We start from the raw sequence: 20,748 nt of genomic DNA on the forward strand, positions 1-20,748 counted from the left end.
ACCCACCCCCAGCTCCTCCCTTTCAGGGAGGCGAGAATCCGCCCTTCAAGGATCCGGCATCCGCTGCGGTGCGGGCGGCTCGACTATCAGCGGGGGCACCGTGCGCAACACCAGTCCGATCACCAGCGCAGCCATGCCGAGCAAAAGGCAGAACGCCGTCACCCCCGGCCATCCGGCATGCGTCCACGCGAACCCGCCCGCGGATCCCAGCACGCTCGACCCCATGTAATAGAAGAACAGGTAGAACGCCGCCGCCTGTCCCCGCGAACCCTGCGCCCGCCGGCCGACCCAGGCGCTCGCGATCGAATGCGCGCCGAAGAAGCCGATCGTCACGACCGCGATCCCCGCGATTACCAGCACCAGCGGCGTCATCGCGGTCAGCGCGACGCCGACGATCAGCAGCACGACGGGGATCCAGAACACCTTCCGTCGCCCAAGCCGTCCCGCCAGCGTCCCGAACTTCGCCGAACTCACGGATCCCAGCACGTATAACAGGAACACTCCGCCGACCGCTGCCTGGCTGAGGCTATAGGGCGGGCTCATCAGCCGGAAGCCCGCATAGTTGTAGACGGTGACGAACACGCCCATCAGCAGGAACGCCTCGAGGTACAGCAACGGCATCGCGCGATCGGTGAACAGCGCGCCGGCGCTGCGCAGCAATGTGCCCGGTCGGCCCACGCTCGGCGTGAAATTGCGCGATAGCGGCGCGAGCCGACGGAATGCCTCCGCCATACCGAGCCCCGCGACGCCGACTGCGGCGAGTGCCCAGCGCCAGCCTTCGAGATCGGCGACGATGCTCACGACCAGCCGCCCCGCCATCCCGCCGAGCGCGCTGCCCGCGATGTACAACCCCATCGCCGCGCCGACCGCGCCCGCATCGACCTCTTCGGCGACATAGGCCATCGCCACCGCCGGCACGCCTGCGAGCGCGACGCCGGTGAGGAAGCGCAGCACGAGCAACCCGCTCCACCCCGGCACGACCGCCGCCGCCAAGGTCAGCGCGCCCGCCGCGAACATCGCCGCGATCATCAGCGGACGCCGGCCGACGCGGTCCGAGACGAACCCCGCGAACAGGATGCCGATCGCGAGCGGACCCGTCGCCAGCGACACCGCCAGCGACGCGCCCTCCGCGGTCAGCCCGAATTGGGCAGCGAACAGCGGCAGCAACGGCTGCACCGAATAGAGCAGCGAAAAGGTCGAGAACCCTGCGAACAGCATCGCCAACGTAAGCCGACGATAGGCGGGCGTGCCGAGAGCGATAGGCGCTTCAGAAGCCACTCAGGAAGCTCGCGACGTTGTGGCCGAGTGCATTGATCGCGTAGCCGCCTTCCATGACGATCGCGGTCGGCCAGCCCCGTGTGGAGATATCTCTGGCCAGCGCCGTATAGTCGGGCGTGGTCAGCTTGAAGTGCGAGATCGGATCGCCCTCCCACGTATCCGCGCCGAAGCTGACGACGAGCAGGCCGGGATCGAACGCGGCGATCGTGTCGAGCGCGGTGGTCTGCGCGGTGCGGAAGGCCTCGATCCGTGTGCCATGGGGGAGGGGAATGTTCAGTGTCGTGCCGACCCCTTCGCCCTCGCCGGTTTCATCGTCATGGCCCCAGTAGAAGGGGTAGTCGGTCTTGGGATCGGCGTGGACCGAGGCGTAGAACACGTCGCTCCGGGCATAGAAAATGTCCTGCGTACCGTTGCCGTGGTGATAGTCGATGTCGAGGATCGCGACGCGCGCGATACCGGCGTCGCGGGCGGCTTGGGCGGCGATCGCGGCGGTGTTGAGGTGGCAGTATCCGCCGCAATAGTCTGCGACGGCGTGATGGCCGGGCGGGCGGCAGAGCGCGAACGCCGCGCGGTCGCCGTCGAGGACCGCGTGCGTCGCGGCGAGCGCGGACTGCGCGCTGCCATAGGAGGCGGCCCAGGCCTCGGGCGTGATCGGCGTGGTCGCGTCGAAGCTGTGTGCGCCGATCAGCGCGTCGATTCGGGTGAGGTCGAGCGGACGGCGGCCGCGGATCGGGAAGGTGTAGGGGATCGCGTCGCCGTCTCGCCCCGCTTCGCGCCACAGTCGCGCGGCGTCCTTCAGGAAGGCGACATAGGCGGGGGACTGCACCGCAAGGATCGGCGCCTCGCCACGATCCTCCGGCGTCTCGACCGGACCGATCGCGTGCAGGATCGCGTCGATGCGCGCTGGCGTCTCCGCATAGGCAGTGAACGCGCCGTTATGGAGTTCGCGCGCAGGGGCGTGGGTTCGCTGGGAGTCGTCGAAGAACAGCCGCATGTTCGCTCCTTGGTGCGCGGTCATGAGGGAAGAACCAACCGATCGCGTCCGGGGTCCTACGGGATCGCGCGCGTTCGGCAAATCCGACGGCTCAGAACAGCGCCAGTTGCCGATCGTCGTCGCCGCTGAGCAGCCAGCGCCCAATCACGTCGTGGCGCGTCCGACCGACACGGCTGTGGACCAGCACGAACGTATCCACGTCCCAGCCGATCGGCGCAATGGGTTGCGTGAACGACACGCCGTCGCGGTAGCCGAGCGTCATGTGAGGACTGAACCGATAGCCTTCGCGGGCGCGTAGCCCTGCCGCCTCGCGTGCTACCGCAATCCGCTGATGCAGTGCGGCGAGCGAGGCGTTCTTGTGGCGCGGACGCAGGGCGATAGAGCGATCGCTGCCGACCGCGGTATCGAACTGGAGTGCGAACGGTACTGCTTCGACCGCATCGCCGATCGCTTTCAGGTCGCGTTCCAGCGTGGTCGAGACGCGATCATGGTCGTCGAGGATATCGATCGTCACATGCAGATGCTCGGGGCGCAGCTTGTCCCGGTCGGTTTCGAACCACGACGCTGCGGCGGTAATCTGGCGCGCTAGCGGGAGTGGCGGGCGGAGCGCGAAGAACAGGCGATGACGCGCGAACGGTCGATGGAACATGCCGGTTTCCGAATCGGGGGAGGCGGACTTGTTGCTAATATGTTCTCGTTAAGCTGTCGAGGCGATACGGCCGCTCGGCCAACCTGAAACCACCACCCCGGCGAAGGCCGGGGCCCAGTTGGAAAGGTCGTGGTAACGGCGCTCTGCGTCCAGTTATGAACGTCCCCCAACTGGGCCCCGGCCTCCGCCGGGGTGGTACTTCTTCGAACGCGTCGTCTTACCGGGCGAGCGCTTCCGCGATCAGTTTCCGCGAGTTCTCGACCCCGTACAGCGCAATGAAGCTCCCCATCCGCGGGCCTTGCTCCGACCCCAGCAACGTCTCGTACAGCGCCTTGAACCAGTCGCGCAGGGTTTCGAACCCGCCGGTCTTGCCGATCTCGTAGACGATGTTCTGGATATCCTCCGCGCTCGCCTCCGCCGGCAACGCGGCGAGCTCCGCGTCCAGCCGCTCCAGCGCCGCGACCTCGACGCCCTCGGGCGCACGGCGCTTCAATGTCGGCGCGACGAAATCGCGGCTATAGGCCAGCGCATAGCCGATCAGCCGGTCGAGCTCGGGATACTTCTCCGCCGACGCATCGGGCACATAATTGGCCAGATACCCCCAGACCTGCTCCTTGCTCGCATCGCCCATCACCCCGACGAGGTTGAGCAGCAGCCCGAACGTCACCGGCAGCTCGCCGGTCGGCAGCTTGCCATCATGGATGTGATGCACCGGATTGCCGAGCTTCTGCTTCAGGTCCTGGTCTGCGTAATTGCCGCGGAACTGCCAATATTCGTCCACAGCGCGCGGGATCACGCCCATGTGCAACGACTTCGCCTTCTTGGGCTCGCGGTACGCATAGAACGCCAGCGATTCCTCGGGACCATAGGTCAGCCACTGCTCGAGGCTCAGGCCATTACCCTTCGACTTCGAGATCTTCTCGCCATTCTCGTCGAGGAACATCTCGTAGTTGAAGCCCTCGGGCGGGCGCCCGCCGAGCACGCGCGCGATCTTCGACGACTGCGTGACCGAATCGATCAGGTCCTTGCCCGCCATCTCGTAATCGACGCCGAGCGCGACCCAGCGCATCGCCCAGTCGACCTTCCACTGCAGCTTCGCCTTGCCGCCCAGCACGCTCTGCTCGATCCGCTGGCCTTCGTCTTCGAACGCGATCAGGCCCGTCTCCGCATCGATCACCTCGATCGGCACCTGCAACACGATCCCGCTGGTCGGCGAGATGGGCAACACCGGCGAATAGGTCGCGCGGCGTTCTGCGCGAAGCGTCGGCAGCATTACGTCCTGAATGCCCTGGAAGTGCCGGAGCACGCCTTTCAGCGCCTCGTCGAAACGCCCGCCGGTGTAATATTCGGTCGACGACGCGAACTCGTAGTCGAAACCGTAGCGGTCGAGAAATTCGCGCAGGATCGCATTATTGTGTGCGGCAAAGCTGGAGTGCGTGCCGAACGGATCCGGGATCTGCGTCAGCGGCTTGCCGAGATGCTCGCGCAGCATGTCGCCGTTGGGGACGTTGTCCGGGACTTTCCGGAGACCGTCCATATCGTCCGAGAACGCGATCAGCCGAGTCGGCGTATCGCTCAGGGCGTGGAAGGCGTTGCGCACCATCGTCGTGCGCAACACTTCGTTGAACGTGCCGATATGCGGCAGGCCCGATGGTCCATAGCCCGTCTCGAACAGTACCGGGTCGCCCGACTTGCCGTTCGGATACCGCTTGAGGAGTTTGCGCGCCTCCTCGTACGGCCAGGCTTTGGACTCGAAGGCGGCGGTGCGGAGTTCGTCGGTCATGATGCAGCGCGACTAGCGCGTGCACTCCGATCCGTCACCCCCACTGCCGCATGCGTCTTAGCGGCAACGATCCTTCGCGGTGATCGTCCGGTCGACCGCACGGCCACCGAGGGCACCTGCTGCGCCGCCGGCAAGCGTGCCGAGCAGCCCGCCGCCGACCGCATTGCCGAGCACCGCGCCGCCGACGCCGCCTGCGACGAGACCGGTCGTGCCGCTCGAATGACGGCAACGCTTGGCGCGGTAACGACGGTCATGGCCGCGATATTCGCGCTTGGAGCGTGCTTCGGCCTTGCCCGTAGGAATCACGGCGGCTGCCGGGATTGCGAGCGAGAGCGCGCTCAGCGCCATGAGAAACTTCCGCATGATGATCGTCCCTGTTGATGTAGGTAAAGTTCGGTATCGATGAGTGCGCAACGCACGTGAACCGTGCCGGTTGCGTAACGGCCGATATGGGTGCTGATACAATCCTCCCCCGCAAGGGGGAGGTGGCGCCGCAGGCGTCGGAGGGGGGGACACGGAACGTGGGTCGTCGCCTGCCGCCCCCTCCGTCAGGCTGCGCCTGCCACCTCCCCCTGGCGGGGGAGGATTGTGCAGGCATTCAAATCTGAAGCACCCTTGGCAGCACAAAAGGTTGCCCTTTCGTTCCGTGTCCCGCAAGGTCGCGCGGTGCTTCGCTATCCTGCCCTCCACGCCAGCCACGCCGGCATCTGGATCGCGAACGCGGACGGCGCGCGTCCGATCGGGCGGGGCGAGGCGATCCGGATCGCTGCCGATACGCCGGTCATCATGCTCAACGCGCCGCTGGTCGGGCAGCGACTCGGGTATCCCGATCTGTCGGGGCTCGACCTGCTCGAACTCTACGCGTTCCTCCGCCCCGCGCAGTTCGCGGTGCCGACGCCGAAGGGGATTGCGCGGGTCACCGGCCTCGACGTGCCGACCGAGGACGGGGAAGTTGCGCCGTTCCTCCTCCGCGCGGCCGAAGCGATGCTGGCGCTCACCGATGGCGACTGGCCCGAGCGCGAGGGCGCGTGGACCGCGGCGCAATCGCTGTTTCGGCTGCGTTGGCCTTGGGCGCCGGTCGTTGCCGAGCGGCTGAAGAAGCCGGCGGTCAACGAACGCTGGCTGTTCTCGTCGCTTCCCGAATGGGAGGAGCACGCACCGCGACCCGCCCCGCGTACCGTGACGATCGAGCCGGGCGATGCCGAGGCGCGGCTCGTTGATCTCACCGGCCACGGCGCCGAGGAACGTCCCGGCCAGCGTGCCTATGCCGGCGCCGCCACTGCCGCGTTCGCGCCACGGGCGATGCGCGATACGCCGAACCTCGTCCTCGCCGAGGCCGGCACCGGGATTGGCAAGACGCTCGGCTATCTTGCTCCTGCCTCCCTCTGGGCGGAGAAGGCCGGCGGTGCGGTGTGGATCTCGACCTACACCAAGACGCTGCAACGCCAGCTCGGCCAGGAAACCGCGCGCCTTTATCCCGACGCGGCGATCCGGAAGGCCAAGGTCGTCACGCGGAAAGGTCGCGAGAATTATCTCTGTCTGCTCAATCTGGAGGATGCGCTGCAAGGCGGGTTCGCGGGCCGCGCGGCGATCCTCGCGCACCTCGTCGCGCGCTGGGCCGCGTATAGCGCGGACGGCGACATGGTCGGCGGCGACCTGCCCGGCTGGCTGCCGACGCTGTTCCGCCGGAACGGCTCGACCGCGCTAACCGACCGGCGCGGCGAGTGCGTGTATGCCGGCTGCCCGCACTACCGGAAGTGCTTCATCGAGCGCGCCGCCCGCGCCTCGTCCGACGCCGACATCGTCATCGCCAACCACGCGCTGGTGATGGTCAACGCGGCAAGGGGGCGCGAACTCGCCACGCGGCCGACGCGGTACGTGTTCGACGAGGGGCATCATATTTTCGACGCCGCCGATTCGATGTTCGCGACCGCGCTGACCGGCGCCGAGACGATCGAACTCCGCCGCTGGATTCTCGGCCCCGAATCGAGCGGTCGCGGGCGGCGGCGGGGTCTTGCGGCGCGCTTGTCCGATCTCGCCAGCTACGACGAACAGGGGGCCAGGGCGATCTCCGACGCGGTGACGGCGGCGGGGGCGCTGGCGTCCGACGGGTGGCTGCAACGGCTTGGCGAGGGTGCGCCGTTCGGGCCGATCGAGACGCTGCTCGCCGCCGTCCGTGGGCTGACCTATGCGCGGGCCGAACAACCGGGCGACGCGGGCTACGGCCTGGAGACCGAACTTGCCGAACCCGATGCGACGCTGATCGAGGCCGCCGCGCCCGCCGCCGCAGCTCTCGACGCGCTCGTCCGCCCGCTCGTAACGCTCGGCCGCCGCCTCGAAGCCGTCCTCGCCGAAGCCCCCGACTGGATGGACGCGCCCGCCCGAGCCCGAGTCGAAGGCGCGATCGCCTCGATCGGCTGGCGCGCGGAGACGGTGGCGTCGTGGCTGTCGCTGCTCGCGCGCGTCGGCGGGCCGGTCGATGGGGATTTCGTCGACTGGCTCGCGGTCGACCGGATCGAAGGGCGCGAGTTCGATATCGGCCTCCACCGTCACTGGCTCGATCCGACCCGCCCGTTCGCCGAAATCGTCCTGAAGCCCGCGCACGGTGCGCTCGTCACCTCCGCGACGCTGACCGGCGGCGGCGATTGGGAAGTCGCCGAAGCGCGAACCGGTGCGCCGCATCTGCTGCGCCCCGCCGCCCGGTTCGAGGCGAAGAGCCCGTTCGATTATACCCGCCAGGCCGAAGTCCTGATCGTCACCGACGTGAAGCGGGGCGATATCGGTGCACTCGCCAATGCCTATGCGCAGCTGATCGTCGCCAGCCGCGGCGGCACGCTCGGGCTGTTCACCGCGATCCGGCGGTTGCGCGGTGTCCACGGCCGCATCGCCGACCGACTCGCCCGCGAAGGCCTGCCGCTCCATGCGCAGCACGTCGATCCGATCGACACCGGCACGCTGGTCGATATTTTCCGCGATGATCCGGGGGCATCGTTGCTTGGCACCGATGCGCTGCGCGATGGTGTCGACGTGCCCGGCGAATCGTTGCGGCTGGTGGTTATGGAGGGCGTGCCTTGGGCTAAACCGTCCGTTCTGCACGCCGCGCGGCGTCTGGCCGGTGGCGGCTCGGCGTATGACGATCGGCTCGTTCGCGCGCGGCTCGCACAGGCATTTGGTCGCCTGATCCGTCGCGCAGACGACTCCGGCGTGTTCGTGATGCTGTCCGCCGCGATGCCCTCGCGGTTGCTCAGCGCGTTCCCGCCGGGCGTGCCGATCGCCCGCGTCACGCTCGAGGAAGCGGTGGCCCGGGTCGCAAGCCGGCTTTCCTCCAATCCACTTTCTTCTGGCGCGGCGGTAGGGCATGAGAGCCGCGAACCCGCTCGAGGATTGCCATGAAGACGTTGACGCTGTTGCGCCACGCCAAGTCCGGCTGGGACGATCCGGTCGCGCGCGATTTCGACCGCCCGCTCAACGCCAAGGGCAAGCGCGCCGCGGCGATGGTGGGGCGGCACATGCGATCGCTGGGGCTTACGTTCGATCACGCGATCGCGTCGCCGGCGGTGCGGGTTTCGGAGACGTTGGAGCAGATCGAATCGGGCTATGGCCGGACGATCGCACCGGACCTGGACCGGCGGGTGTATCTCGCGTCGGCGGCGACGTTGCTGGATGTGGTGCACGGGTTTCCGGCCGAGGCGGAGAGTGCGTTGCTGGTCGGGCACAATCCCGGGTTGGAGGATCTCGTCCTGATGCTGGTCGCGGATGGGCGCGATCCGCTGCGCGACGCGGTCGAGGACAAATATCCAACGGCGAGCATTGCCGAGCTTCAGTTCGAGGGGAAGTGGGTGGATGTTGCAACCGGTACGGCTCGCCTGACCCGCTTCATCCGCCCCCGCGATCTCGATCCGACTTTAGGGCCCGACGCAGACTAAAGCCTTGTTCTCCCGCGAAGGCGGGGACCCAGACTCGGCTCCCTCCTTCGCGGGAGAACAAGGCGGCGTGAGCGTTCCGCTCCTTCAACTTCACACCACCCCGGCGAAGGCCGAGGCCCAATTGGAGAGGTAGTTGTAACGGCGGACCGCCCTACCTCACTATCGGCCCCCAATTGGGCCCCGGCCTTCGCCGGGGTGGTGCAGATTTTTTGGTAAGCTAATCTCGAACAAGCCCGAGACCGCGCCGCTGCTCAGCTCTTCTCCGCCATCCTAGCCTTCAGATCCGAGAACGCATTCGCCGGCCGGAACTCGTCCTCGCTGATCACCCCTGCCGCCGCCAGAGCCGCCGCCGCGTTCGGCCCCCGAGGAAACGGATCGATCGCCAGCGCCAGCGTATCCGCCGCCGCTTCGCCAAGATCGATCGTGCCACCCTCGATCGCGACCGTATCGAGCGCGTCGTCGGACAGCTCGACCTCGTCGCCCTCGGACACCAGCTGATCGACGAACAGCAGCGCGACCGGCTCGTCGATCTGCGTATCGAGCGGTTCGTCGGTCACCGAACACGCCTGCACCGCCGCGCCGGTCACGCGGCCCTTCACGACGATGCCGCTGTCGGTGCGCTTGATCCCCAATCGCGCGTCGAGTCGCGTGATAGAGAGCAGCGCGAACCGCTTCGCCAGCGCCGCGCGCTCATCCTCGGTCGCGGCGATCTCGACGATCCGCTCGCGCTCGCCGATCGTGTCGAGGCGTTCGGGGCGGCTGAACTCGGGCTTCACGGCAATTCTCCAGATAACAGATTTGGTAGTGGCGTCGCAGCCAGCCCCGCATGAAACGCCATTACCGACTCGCGGACGTGAGTCAGCGCGGAAGCGTCCGGCGCGGCGCCCCGGTACAGGTTGCGCACGAGGGCCGGCGCGATATCGCCCGCCGCCAGCCCGTCGCGGTACGCGCCAAGCCGCCCGCCAAGCATGCTCATCATCTTGCCGATATGCTTGCCGACGATGATGTCGCCGATCCCGATCTCGCGCAATTGCCCGTCCATGTCGTCGACGAAGCGCTCGGTCAGACGCGCCGCGGGTTCGCCGCCAGCGGGCTCCGTCTCGAGCCGCAGCATGACGATCGCCAGCAAGGTCGCGATCATGTCGAAGCGGCCGTCGACGGTGTCCGGCACCGCGCCCTCCCGATACCAATGTTCCGCGCGGGCCCGGCCGACAACAGCGTTGTAAAGCGGCAGCGCCTCGTCGGGCTTCTCGCCGAGCAGTCTTCCCAACCAGCTCAAAATCTATCGTCCTCAACACGAAGCCGCGCTTCGGCTTGTTTGCCCGCGCATCCTCGCATATCGAGGCGATCGGCGGCCGATGCAATCGCGTGGGACCCGTCACGTGTTTTCGCGTGCCCCGGTTGGGAGTTTATATGAGCGTGTTTTCCGCCCGTACGGGTCTCGCCGCCGCACTTGCGGTCGCCGCATTGGCCAGTGGGGGCTGCACTCAGCTGCGCTCGCACCAGGGCTATGTCGTCGATACCGACCTCGTCAACTCGGTCCAGCCGGGCGTCGACAACCGCCAGTCGGTGCTCGCCACGCTCGGCAAGCCGACGCTCGCCGGCCAGTTCGACCAGGGCGACTGGTATTATCTGGCGCGTGACAGCCGCAACCTCGCGTTCCGCAACCCACGCGCCAACGCGCAGATCACGTTGCAGATCAGCTTCGACCAGAAGGGCACCGTCACCGCGATTCGCCGCGGCGGGCTCGAGCAGGTCGCGTCGATCGCACCTTATGGCAAGAAGACGCCGACGCTGGGTCGCGAGCGCGGATTCTTCCAGGATCTGTTCGGCAATATCGGCACCGTCGGCGCGGCTGGGGCTGGCGGCGGTCAGGGCAATGGCAGCAACACTGGCGGCGGCGGCCGCAATCAGCCGTAAAGGCTAGGCATTCGCTGGACAGTCCGGAGGCCGGTTAGGCCGCACCGCATGCCTGAGCAGCGGTGCGGCCGGGCCGGGCATCATCGGCGCCGATCCCGAAAGGGGGGAAAGGGATCATCGTCGTAACGCACGTTCGACGCGATGGTTCGCCATGTGCCGCCGTAATTCGAGAAAACGACAAACATCCGTTCTCGATAAGACTATATCCGTTACGACGGTGACTTGCGGTACCCTCCGTCCGGGGGTGTGGCTTGGGCGAGTCGCTGTGGATCATCGACGCGTCCGCGCGAGAGATGCTGCTGTTTGCGGGCGTCGGACTGCTACTCGGTGGTATCGATGATCTGCTGGTCGATCTTGTCTATATCGGTCACCGGATCAGGCATGGCGGCCGGGCTCGCCTGACTCTCGCCACTCTGCCGTCGCCGCGCATTGCAGGACGGATCGCTGTGTTCGTCGCGGCGTGGGACGAGGTCGCGGTGATCGGCGGGATGCTGACGACTGCGCTCGATCGCTACGAACACGATAATTACCGCATCTATGTCGGCGCCTATCCAAACGACCGGGGGACGATCGATGCGATTGCCGCGGTCGCCGAGCGCGACTTGCGGATCCGGCTCGTGATCGGGCTACGAGACGGGCCGACGACCAAGGCCGACTGCCTCAACACCCTGTGGCACGCGCTGTGCCGCGACGATCTGCGCGAGGGGGCAGGGACGGATCGACCGACCAAGGCGGTCGTGCTCCATGATGCCGAAGATGTCGTGCACGCGCAGGAGTTGCGTGTCTTCGACAGCCTGATCGAGCGATACGACGTCATCCAGCTTCCCGTCCTGCCGCTAGTCCACCGCGGTGCGCGGCTTGTGTCGGGGCATTATGCCGACGAGTTCGCCGAATCCCACGCCAAGCAGATCGTCGTGCGGACCGCGCTGGGCGCCGCGATGCCGCTTGCCGGCACGGGCTGTGCGATCGCACCGGCCGTCCTCGCGATGATTGCGCAGGCACGGGGCGGCGATCCGTTCGATGCGACCAGTCTGACCGAGGATTACGAATTATATGGAGTTAAAGATTACTCACATTATGTCGGCAAAACAGTAATGCTGACTTGGCTGCCAATATCGTCCGCATCAGCAGGAGCGCGGCCATAAGTTTACCCATATAATTATACCGCCTATTGCTCTTCTTCCTCGTTCAAAAATTATGGTAGAATGCGGCCAGCCTGCTTTCAGGCAGCGATCGAGTTAAGCAGCCGTTCGTTCAGATGACGGGGCAGGCGCCCAATCCACAGGTTTCTGGTGGATTACGGCTTGGCCGCTTTCGGGCGCTAACGTGGTATAAGCCCCTTCGATCAGGCTTAGATGGGTGGCAGCTATGCGCTCCAACCCGGTTTCAATAGCAAACTGTCGCGTCTACCGTGAAGCCTCACGCCTAACCGCTTTTGCACGGAACGTTATGATAGCGGACTTACCCCTACGCGAGCTTCGTGTTAGCCCGTTTGCAGCTCCGCGTGGCGCGGCAATGGGGTTTAGGGGAGTCGTTTGGCGCGAAGTACGATAAGTGGAGGGGGTGATATCGCACGCATCGTTCAGCGCGCTGATATTGCTTTGGTGGCGAAGTCCCTAGGGATCCAAGTCGATACGCGCCAGCGGCAGCCCGTACGCGCGATATGCCCGTTCCACGATGACAGCGACCCATCGCTCAATTTATACAGAGGCGGTGCGGGCGCTGGTGAGCGAGGCCATTATCACTGCTTCGTCTGCGGAGCGCACGGCGACGTTGTTTCACTGATACAGAATTACGAGCGCCTCACGTTCTGGGAGGCGGTGCAATGGTTGGCGAATGATCAGGGGATCGAGCTACCTGCGGGACGCAGGGCACCGGTCGATCGTCGCAGTGGCGCTGCAATGCTTGCAGATCGCATAAAATCGGCGGCTAGCGCCGATCCTGCGTTTACGACTTTTGCCATGGCACGTGGTTTCGATCCGCTATTCCTGCGTGACGCTGGCGCAGCGCTTATCGACTTGCGTCCCCTGGGAGATTTGGCCCGGACGGACCGAGCTGCCGAAGAAAAATTGGTAGAAGCCGGCATCTTCCGGCGTGATGACAAGCAATCCAGCGGACCGGACCTGTTTGGAACGAGCCTCAAAGGTTTTTTCGGCGGCAAGCGCATCGTTTTCGAAATCGCCGATTCGCGGACGGGAATCGCGGGGTTCGCGGCCCGGTCCCTTGCCGATGAACAACCAAAATATCTGTTTTCGTATGATTTCCCTCGCCGCAACACGTTGTACGGCTTCGACCGAGTCCTGTCTAAGCTGCGCACAGAGCGCCAGGGTCGGATCGCGGAACCTGTCGAGATTTACCTTGTCGAAGGGATATTCGATGTTCTGCGCCTTGAGGCACTGGGCCATAAAGCCGCTGGCATCCTCGGTTCCAGAATTACACCTGGGCAGCTTGAAAACTTAAAGGTCGCGATTGAGTCCGCCCGCGAAGCAGGACGGGATCTCACAGTCCACATCCTCTTCGACCGCGACGATGCAGGGCGCCGCGGTGCATACGACGCCGCTATCAGCTTGTTGACGTTGCTCGACCAAACCTCGCCGTTCGAGGTTGATGTCGTCTGGCCGGCCGATGAATCCAACGGGAAGCTCGATCCCGACTCTTGGCTGCGAGGACGCGATAAAGGTGACGCGGATCAAGCGCTCTCTAATGCGAAAGTACCAGTCCTCGTCTTTCTGGGCGCATTTCGCCTTGGCGCAGATCCTCATGCTGTAGACTGGAACAAGCCTGGCCGACTGAAGCTTGCGGCGGAGGCGCGCCATATCGCCTTAGCACTGCCAAAGTCTTCGTGGTCCCGTATCCTCGCGCCACAGGATATCGGCCAACCAGGCGACGGGCTTGCCGAATTCGCAGCCCTAGTCCGAAGCTACGGCGGTGACATTCCTTCATCCGACGCCGTACGCGTCGCGCTCGAAAAATACCGCGACCCGGCCGATAACCGGGCAGATTTGCTGTCTGCGCTCACTCTCGGACGGTCTTCGACATCGAGACGAGAATATCCCCTCGACGACGATGCTTGGGAGCGCTTGGCTGTGGCTGCCTCCCCGCTGTTTCATCTCCACAGAGCCCGGCTGTCGATCGCAGATGGGCCCTCTGCACCACTATTGTCGAGAGAACTGCCAAAGGGAGAGGGCCGCTATCGCTTAAAATCGGGTCCGGTCTCTCAAGATGCCCTGCTTCAACAGTATGTCTTACTGGAACTGTTGAGAGACCGTATCGAATGTCAGCCCTTCGCAAGTCTCATTCCGGCGGTACGGTACGTTCGGGATCGAAATGCCGCGGGCGGCATTTACCGGACCGGTGCGACAGGCGAGCGTAACTCGCTGAGCTTCGCTTATCAGATAGATATGGCGATCGTGAATGGTGACACGCCTCCAAGACGGGAAGGTATCTTTCGCCCTTATTTCGAATGCTGGAGATCATTCGTCGATTTCCTGGACGATAGGATCAAGCAGTTTCAGCACGAAGATCTTCAGATCCTTCGGCTCGACATCACGGGGTTCTACGATCACGTCCAAAGAGAGGCTGTCGGAAATGCACTCGCCGTCCCTCTTGAGCGCGCCTTAAACCTGCTCAGAACAGTAGATGGCGAGGATCCCCCGTTTGCTCCCATGTTGCGGCCCGACGCCGGTCAGGACACGGCAAAGCGCGCAGAGACAGTCACCGATTTCATTTTGAATCACAGCTTCGGGCTCAGTTACCTCGACCCTGAGACCGGCGAAGAAAAGACTCACGACCAGAGACGTGGAATCCCTCAAGGTCCGGATCTGTCCGCCTACCTCGCAAACATTTCGTTGTTCGACTTGGACGACATGATGGAAGCGGAGATTGATCGGCTTAACGAAATCGAGACGGGAACAGCCGAGGATCAAACCAAGCCGAAATGTGCGGCCGCTTACGCGCGGTATGTTGACGATATTGTGCTGATCTGTCGCGATTTGGAAACGGCCTATCAACTTCGCAGAAAGATTGAATCCTGGTTGGGCGTGAAGGGTCTTGCCCTCAACAGGAAGAACACCACCCCTCCGCCAATGACGCGTGCCGAAGCACGGGCTTGGCTGACTGACAATCGGGCAGGATTTGGATTTTCGGGGCCGTTAGCAGACCTGCCGACGACCGACGCAATGGATCCTTTGGCAGATGCGGGTGAAATCGATCGCAAAACTGCCCTTGGCCTTCTTTTCGATCCAGAACTGGACAATCCGTCCAACGCCGAAACGAGCCTGACCCGGATCGGTTTGGCATTAAGTGCTCCCGATATCCGTTTCAATGATCGCGCCTCGGCCTATCGCCGGCTTTGGTGCTTGGCAGCGTCGCAAGCGCCTGACGGGACCGGCCAAGCATTGGCGGAAGCGTTCTGGAGCCTTCTGTGCCGCGCCGAACCTCAATTTACACAGTTGGCGGATAAAAAGAGAGGCTTCGATGTAGGCCTCGCGTGCTTTGAAGGCCTTGATAGGGCACTTCGATCAACAATCCCGACCGGCATGCTCGCGGACGACATCTGCGATCAGGTAGCGAAGAACCTCGGCGATTTGTCACGCGGAACGCTCGGCGACGTTTTCACTCCTCTGGCCCGTAAGCTTCTCGGCGACGAATTTCTTGGCACGCTTCTTTCTCGATACGATGTGCGCTGCCAAATAGGCATCATCGCCTGCCTCGCGGCTCAAAAGATGGCTGCGGGCGGCGAAGCAGTGAGTTTTGCCAGCCTGCGTGGGCATATTGCTGCCTCCACCGAAGATGGGAGAGCGTCACTGCCTGAAGGGCTGCGGCTCTCCCTTATAAAGTTCGATCCAGCGTCGGTGACGGCCGGAACTTCCCTGATCGTCCCCCGCCAGTCTACGACGGATTCCGCTTTCACCGCGATCAACCGTACGATCGTAGCGTTGCAACGCGTGGCGCAGTTCGATGAGACCGAGGAGCCACCTCCTGCTAACTCAGGTACCGGCGGCGAACCGGATTCGATCATCAACCTTACAAATCTGATCTTGCGGGTTTGGACACCGGCGCCTGCAATTGGTGTCGATCCGCCAATCGCTTGCGAGGTCGAGCTCGACGCCGCCGCGACCCTCGTCAACATAACGTACAAGAGCTTTGCTGGCGTGGCCTCCCGACGGCCAAGGCTGATGCACCTCATAGCTAATACCGCAAATGCCCGACCTTTGCCTTCACCGCCAGGCCTTCGAACCTCAGGGATCATGCTATGGTGTGATGACGGAAGGTTGTTGCTCGCCACTGCGGAGCAAACTGCGAGGGAGCCAGTCGGCGCATCATGGGCAGACGCGGCTGCGCAGCCGGTCAATGGAATCAGGCTCAGGGTTGCAGACCTGCCGGCTGATTTCTCACCGCTGTATCTAGCGGACATCGCGTGGACGCCTGCAAAAATAGCAAAGGTCTATCGCGCGGGATTTGGGAACTTCGTAGCTTCCCTTAGTGCTACCGATGACACGATACCGGTACCGACCGCTTTCTCGTTCTTTGTTCATTCGTCCGATGGCGTCCCCGACCTTGACTCCATCCGCCTTGTCAGCTGGGTTGCGGGACGAGAGAGCGTTGATGGCCATGCTTTCGTCCGCAACGGATCGGCCCTCGAGGCGAAAAAGATCTACGCTGAAGGCGCGAACTATTGGCGCTACGGCTGGGCAGCTCGGGATGTTTGCGAGCGCGCAGATCTCCTGACTGACGACGAGGCGGGGCTTGATGCCCATGCGTCGACAGCTCTCCACCGTGACGTGCACCGCCGTGAGGCGATCGTTGCGAGGGTGCTCCCGAGGTTGTCCGGAGCCGACCGTTGGGGCCCCGGCGACGTCACACCGGAAAGGCCAATCCCGACTAGGATCGAGCGCGCCCTGAGCCTGTTGGAACATTTCGAAGCATCGAACTCGCCGGCAGTCGACGCCGCCTATCTCGTCGCTGCTGTGGCTGAGGGCATGTACATGAGTGAAAGGATCAACAGCGATGCTGATCTTAGTTCTCCTGGCCAGCCCGCCGCCCTGATGATCCGATCAACGCGCAGATTGACGCGAGGCTTACCAGAGGCCGCAAAGCATTGGTCTGGCTCGTCTGGACTTGCCCGCCCCTATCGCCGCAGCGCGGCCGCCTGGCAGGCAATGGGCGACAAGATCGCCGATCATATTCCCGACGTAGCCGATAGTGCGGTTGCGGCGCTCACGAACCTTGCGTTGGGCCTCGATCTCTTGGCGTCGGTGGCTGATCTGCGATCGCTTGCGTTTGAACTCAGCAGCGCGTTGTCGAAGGATTCTGTCGAGCAACTTGCGCAGTGCGAACTCGAACCATCCTGGCTGATGGACATCGTTGGGCTCGATGTGATTCTCGTAGACGAAGCCTCATCGGCGCTTGATCCGAGTCTAGAAGGCCAAGCAAATAAGCTCATCAAGTCGTTCTCCCAGATCGTTCTGGGTCGCAGGGGCGGGTTGAGCGCTTTACGTGACAGAATCGCCCCTGCCGGCTGGGTGGTCGTCGTAGCAGTCTTAATGCAGGTTGCGCCCTTGAGAGGGGGACCGAGCAGACTACGACCTCGTCTTTGGCCAATGGATGCCACGAAGATGGATGAGGCGGAGGCTGCGCTACGCGCTCTGCTCACGTTCTTCGCGAGCCCATTTGAGCCGGGTGGTACAGATGATGGCTGGCCTTGGGACGCCTTCAGCCAACTGAACGATAACAAACCCAAAAATCTTGTCGGTCTGCTCCGAAAACTCACGGACTGTGCATCCCTCAATGTCAGCGACGAGATTTCATGGTCGAATCCTCGCACGGGCGACGTTGAAGCTGATCGCCCCATAATGCGGCTCGCCGATGGTAGCTCGGTCAGTCTAGCGGATTGGCAAATCGACATCGCTCACATTCGCGGAGAGCGCGGCACGGCCACGGAGGCGTCGCCAGTCGGCAGCCGACAACGCTTCCGATATTCAATATCGCGTTTCGGCGAACAAGTGCTGGGATTGCACTTGGTTTCCCGTCAATTGGCGGAAGCGGTCTTCGAACCGGAAGGAACCGGAAAAATTGGGGGGCGGTCCCTCACCTCTGATCATTCGCAGCTCCAATTGCTAGTGACTGAATCTGAAAGCGCGCAAAGCACTACCCCACTCACCGAACCGGTATTTGCCCCGGTGGCGGACGCCAACGCCGACGCGGACGCTGCAGATGACGATCATCCACAGCCCAGTCCAAAGTTGTCCCCGGACCTCGAAAACCTGCGGGCCATTCAGCGTCGTTCGTGGCGGAATCGCGCTAAGGAAAAGAGCGTCGCAGTACGGCGCGTAGCCATTGTTCAGTGGGACGTCACCGAGACCTATTATCAGCCTGGCGAGAAGGGCGGCCTTTACGAGGGGCTTCTCAAGAAATCCGGCCTTGATGTCGCGGGCGCCGCTGACGTCAAAAAGGGCGGGGTGTTTCTTTCGACAACAGAATTCAGGCGCCGTGCTATCCTGAAGGAAGTGCTCGCGGCATGTATGGATTTCCAAGTCGATGGAATTGTTCTGCCGGAGTACAGTGCCCGGCCGGAGACGGTTAATTGGCTTGCTCGTCAGATACGGGGGATCGGCAGGCCTATCACTATTTGGTGCGGCACGTTCCGGGTCGCGTCAGGCACTCAGATCGATCTCAACTTTCTACCGTCCGCTCAAGTGCCGTTCGCTACTGCAACGCTTCCGACAGCGCCCACCGGCCGGAGCCGCTGGGATTACCATACCGCGTTGCTGACATGTCTAAGCGCTTCAGAGGGAAAGAACGGCAAGGGTATCGAACTCAGCCATTTCGTAAGGCAGAAGCGATTTCCTTCCGCAGCCGTCGGTGAATTAATCAGGCCGCCGCTCGACCAAGACTGGAGGCCTTTGCTCCAGGATACCACTGATCCTTTCGAGCTTGGTACATATACACTTGAACTGATCTGCTCGGAGATGTTCCCGCACGCCAGCAGTGCGAACTTCATTGGGGTCATCCAGGAGAATCAGGAGTTGGCACAACGCTATGGCCTTAGCAAAGGCAGCGAGACCCCATTCCGCTATTTAAGTCGCGATGTTTACGAGTTCGCCAGATGGACCGCGTATCGAAACTCCGTCCAGGTGGCGGGAGATTCGGAAAACACTTTAGTGCGAGGTAAGGCGCTTCAGCGCACTCTAATAATCCTGCCAGCGATGACGGCTAGATCCGCGGATTATCACATATTCGGTCAGAATCAGTATCTCGCCGCCGGTCTGGTCACAGCATTTTGTAACGCGGTTGCGCCACCCTATGGTTGCGGACAGAGCGGCTTCATCGGCCTCGACGGCTGGAAGGTGACGGAAGGGATACGGACCCCGTACGGATCCAAGGCGCCAGGCATTTTTCAACTTGGCGGGAAGAAGCATAGCGGACCGCTCGGCAGAGCCGAGTCAGCGGTTGTGATCGCAGACCTCGATCTTCTTCGGACAGCGGATCAGAAGCCCACGCCACACTATCAGAGCAGGGCACTCCAGTTGGTCGCACATCTTCCGATGATTTTCGCCACCGAACAGGGTGAGAGTGACGCTGCTGGTAGCTATCCCGGCAAGCAACGTCGCCCTCGGTTGCGAACGATTGCAGGCGCAAGCAAGACGTTTGACGAAATCTCTCCGATGATATCTGGAGCGCTCGCACTTGAGAGCGTGTGGCGCGCCGCTGGAAATGTTGCAGAGGCTGATCAAGCGGAGCCGCCGGCATATACGGCAGCAATAAATTTAACCCGGGATGGCTTGCGCCTCTTGGAGCAGTTTGCCGATGACGCAGACTGGCTGGAGAAGCGGACCGAATCCTTTACCGACGAGCGCTACGCATTCCCGCCGGTCTCGCCATTGCCTGCGTTGACCGACTGGATTTATGTAGATGACCGCTGGCTTCCGGAACCACATGTAATTGACGAGCCGGCCGGCCACGAGGACGCCTTGGTAAGCGATCGCCCCGTTCTGGCCGTGCCGAAATCGATGGGGGACGAGCCTCCCCGCGAGCCAAGCTGAGTAGCCATCGCTGGGAACGACGGAGAACTATGACCATCGACGATCCAGAGAGCATGGTTCGCGCGCTCGAAGAGACCGGGGAATACCGCGTCTTGCGCAGACTGAACTTAACGCAGCAGCTTGAAACCAATGACGGGACGGCGGTCCGGCGCGGTATATTTTTAGATATCGAGAGCACAGGCTTGGATGTCTTGAATAGCGAGCCGATCGAGTTCGCCATGGTGCCTTTCGACTATACTGCAGATGGGCGAGTTTTCGCTGTCCACGCCGCTCTTCATCAGTTCAACGAGCCAAGCGAGCCGATACCGCCAGAAATTACCGCGATCACCGGGTTAACCGATGAGCATGTAGCAGGTCATAAGCTAGATAGATCGACGATCGACGCTTTTGCCGATCAAGCTGCTGTTATCCTTGCTCACAACGCAGCCTTCGATCGCCCCTTCGCGGAGCGAATTTCGCCGCTATTTGCAGCCAAGCCATGGGGCTGCACGATGTGCGACGTTCCCTGGAAGGAAGAAGGAGTAGAGGGTCGACGCCTCTCCGATTTACTTTCTCGTTTCTCGTATTTCTTTAATGGCCATCGAGCTGTGGATGATTGTCAGGCTGGGATTTCACTGGCAACAATGCGGTTACCAAAAAGCGGTCGGAGGGTGCTAGAGCGGTTGCTGGAAGTTGCACGGCAGCCGACGTGGCGCATCTTTGCGGATGGCGCCCCGTTCGAAGCCAAGGATGCGCTCAAGAGCCGGCGCTATAGATGGAACACCGACCCATGCATCGGCCCCCGAGCGTGGTACATTGACGTGGGGCCAGATCGTATAGAGACCGAGATCGCCTTTTTGAGAGGCGGAATTTTGGGCTCGAAAGTGACGCCGCCGGTTCATGAAATCACTGCATTCCAGAGGTACTCGAGCCGTAGCCGGTAATTGTCGATGTGGCATCTTCGAGGTTCTCGGCCCAACCCCGATTTTGCCGGGCACCGCTTTCGCCTGAGCTCAAGATCATCCATCCAAGCGGACGATGATCATTGGCTGCCCGATTTCGACTGAAAGAGGCAACTGGCGGAAAGCGACCTGACCGCTTTGGGCGTTCAGGTGGCGTCCGCGGACCTTCGTTCATCCTGGACGCGACATCAGCTAGGCGCCCCAACTTCAGCC

General features: G+C 63.0%; 13 protein-coding genes. 6 read left to right on the forward strand and 7 right to left on the reverse strand.

All coding sequences use genetic code 11. The features are described from left to right. Positions 1-45 precede the first annotated feature (45 nt). The 5 genes from J4O76_RS18060 to J4O76_RS18080 form a co-directional block, all read right to left on the reverse strand. Positions 46-1,278 carry an MFS transporter gene (locus tag J4O76_RS18060; RefSeq protein ID WP_426283318.1) on the reverse strand — a complete coding sequence of 411 codons (1,233 nt, stop codon included), beginning with the start codon at positions 1,276-1,278 and terminating at the stop codon, positions 46-48. Beyond that, the gene (locus J4O76_RS18065; RefSeq protein WP_426283320.1) at positions 1,268-2,272 is read right to left on the reverse strand and encodes a histone deacetylase family protein; all 1,005 of its coding nucleotides are present in this window, start codon (positions 2,270-2,272) and stop codon (positions 1,268-1,270) included. The genes J4O76_RS18060 and J4O76_RS18065 overlap by 11 nt, the downstream gene beginning before the upstream one ends. 91 nt (positions 2,273-2,363) lie before the next feature. Further along, entirely contained in the window at positions 2,364-2,921 is a 558-nt protein-coding gene (locus J4O76_RS18070) for a 2'-5' RNA ligase family protein (RefSeq protein WP_426283322.1), read from the reverse strand. Between the two features lie 217 nt (positions 2,922-3,138). Beyond that, positions 3,139-4,704, reverse strand: a complete 1,566-nt coding sequence (locus J4O76_RS18075; protein WP_426283324.1) for a lysine--tRNA ligase — start codon at positions 4,702-4,704, stop codon at positions 3,139-3,141. Positions 4,705-4,761: 57 nt separating this feature from the next. Beyond that, a complete protein-coding gene (locus tag J4O76_RS18080) occupies positions 4,762-5,067 on the reverse strand; it encodes a hypothetical protein (RefSeq protein ID WP_056053958.1) in 306 nt (101 codons plus the stop codon). A gap of 303 nt (positions 5,068-5,370) precedes the next feature. Between J4O76_RS18080 and J4O76_RS18085 the strand changes: the two genes are divergently transcribed. After that, on the forward strand, positions 5,371-8,097 hold the full coding sequence (locus J4O76_RS18085) for an ATP-dependent DNA helicase (protein WP_426283326.1): 2,727 nt from the start codon (positions 5,371-5,373) through the stop codon (positions 8,095-8,097). Next, a complete protein-coding gene (locus tag J4O76_RS18090; RefSeq protein ID WP_136188779.1) occupies positions 8,094-8,630 on the forward strand; it encodes a SixA phosphatase family protein in 537 nt (178 codons plus the stop codon). The genes J4O76_RS18085 and J4O76_RS18090 overlap by 4 nt, the downstream gene beginning before the upstream one ends. Before the next feature lie 251 nt (positions 8,631-8,881). Here the strand turns inward: J4O76_RS18090 and J4O76_RS18095 are convergent, their stop codons facing one another. Beyond that, positions 8,882-9,406, reverse strand: coding sequence for a YceD family protein (locus tag J4O76_RS18095; RefSeq protein ID WP_136188778.1), 525 nt, complete (start codon positions 9,404-9,406; stop codon positions 8,882-8,884). Continuing rightward, positions 9,403-9,909, reverse strand: a complete 507-nt coding sequence (locus J4O76_RS18100) for a ubiquinol-cytochrome C chaperone family protein (RefSeq protein WP_426283328.1) — start codon at positions 9,907-9,909, stop codon at positions 9,403-9,405. Before J4O76_RS18100 ends, J4O76_RS18095 begins: the two co-directional genes overlap by 4 nt. Before the next feature lie 134 nt (positions 9,910-10,043). Between J4O76_RS18100 and J4O76_RS18105 the strand changes: the two genes are divergently transcribed. The 4 genes from J4O76_RS18105 (at position 10,044) to J4O76_RS18120 (ending at position 20,517) form a co-directional block, all read left to right on the forward strand. Then, positions 10,044-10,550, forward strand: coding sequence for an outer membrane protein assembly factor BamE (locus tag J4O76_RS18105; RefSeq protein WP_056487899.1), 507 nt, complete (start codon positions 10,044-10,046; stop codon positions 10,548-10,550). 251 nt (positions 10,551-10,801) lie between these two features. Next, positions 10,802-11,695: a glycosyltransferase gene (locus tag J4O76_RS18110; RefSeq protein ID WP_426283330.1), complete on the forward strand. Its 894-nt coding sequence runs from the start codon at positions 10,802-10,804 to the stop codon at positions 11,693-11,695. Positions 11,696-12,085: 390 nt separating this feature from the next. Beyond that, the gene (locus J4O76_RS18115; protein ID WP_426283332.1) at positions 12,086-19,594 is read left to right on the forward strand and encodes a CHC2 zinc finger domain-containing protein; all 7,509 of its coding nucleotides are present in this window, start codon (positions 12,086-12,088) and stop codon (positions 19,592-19,594) included. Positions 19,595-19,623: 29 nt separating this feature from the next. Further along, positions 19,624-20,517 (forward strand): 3'-5' exonuclease, encoded by an 894-nt coding sequence (locus J4O76_RS18120; protein WP_426283334.1) that lies wholly within the window; start codon positions 19,624-19,626, stop codon positions 20,515-20,517. Positions 20,518-20,748: the final 231 nt, after the last annotated feature.

Source organism: Sphingomonas sp. NFX23 (assembly GCF_049887795.1).
Classification (GTDB): Bacteria; Pseudomonadota; Alphaproteobacteria; order Sphingomonadales; family Sphingomonadaceae; genus Sphingomonas.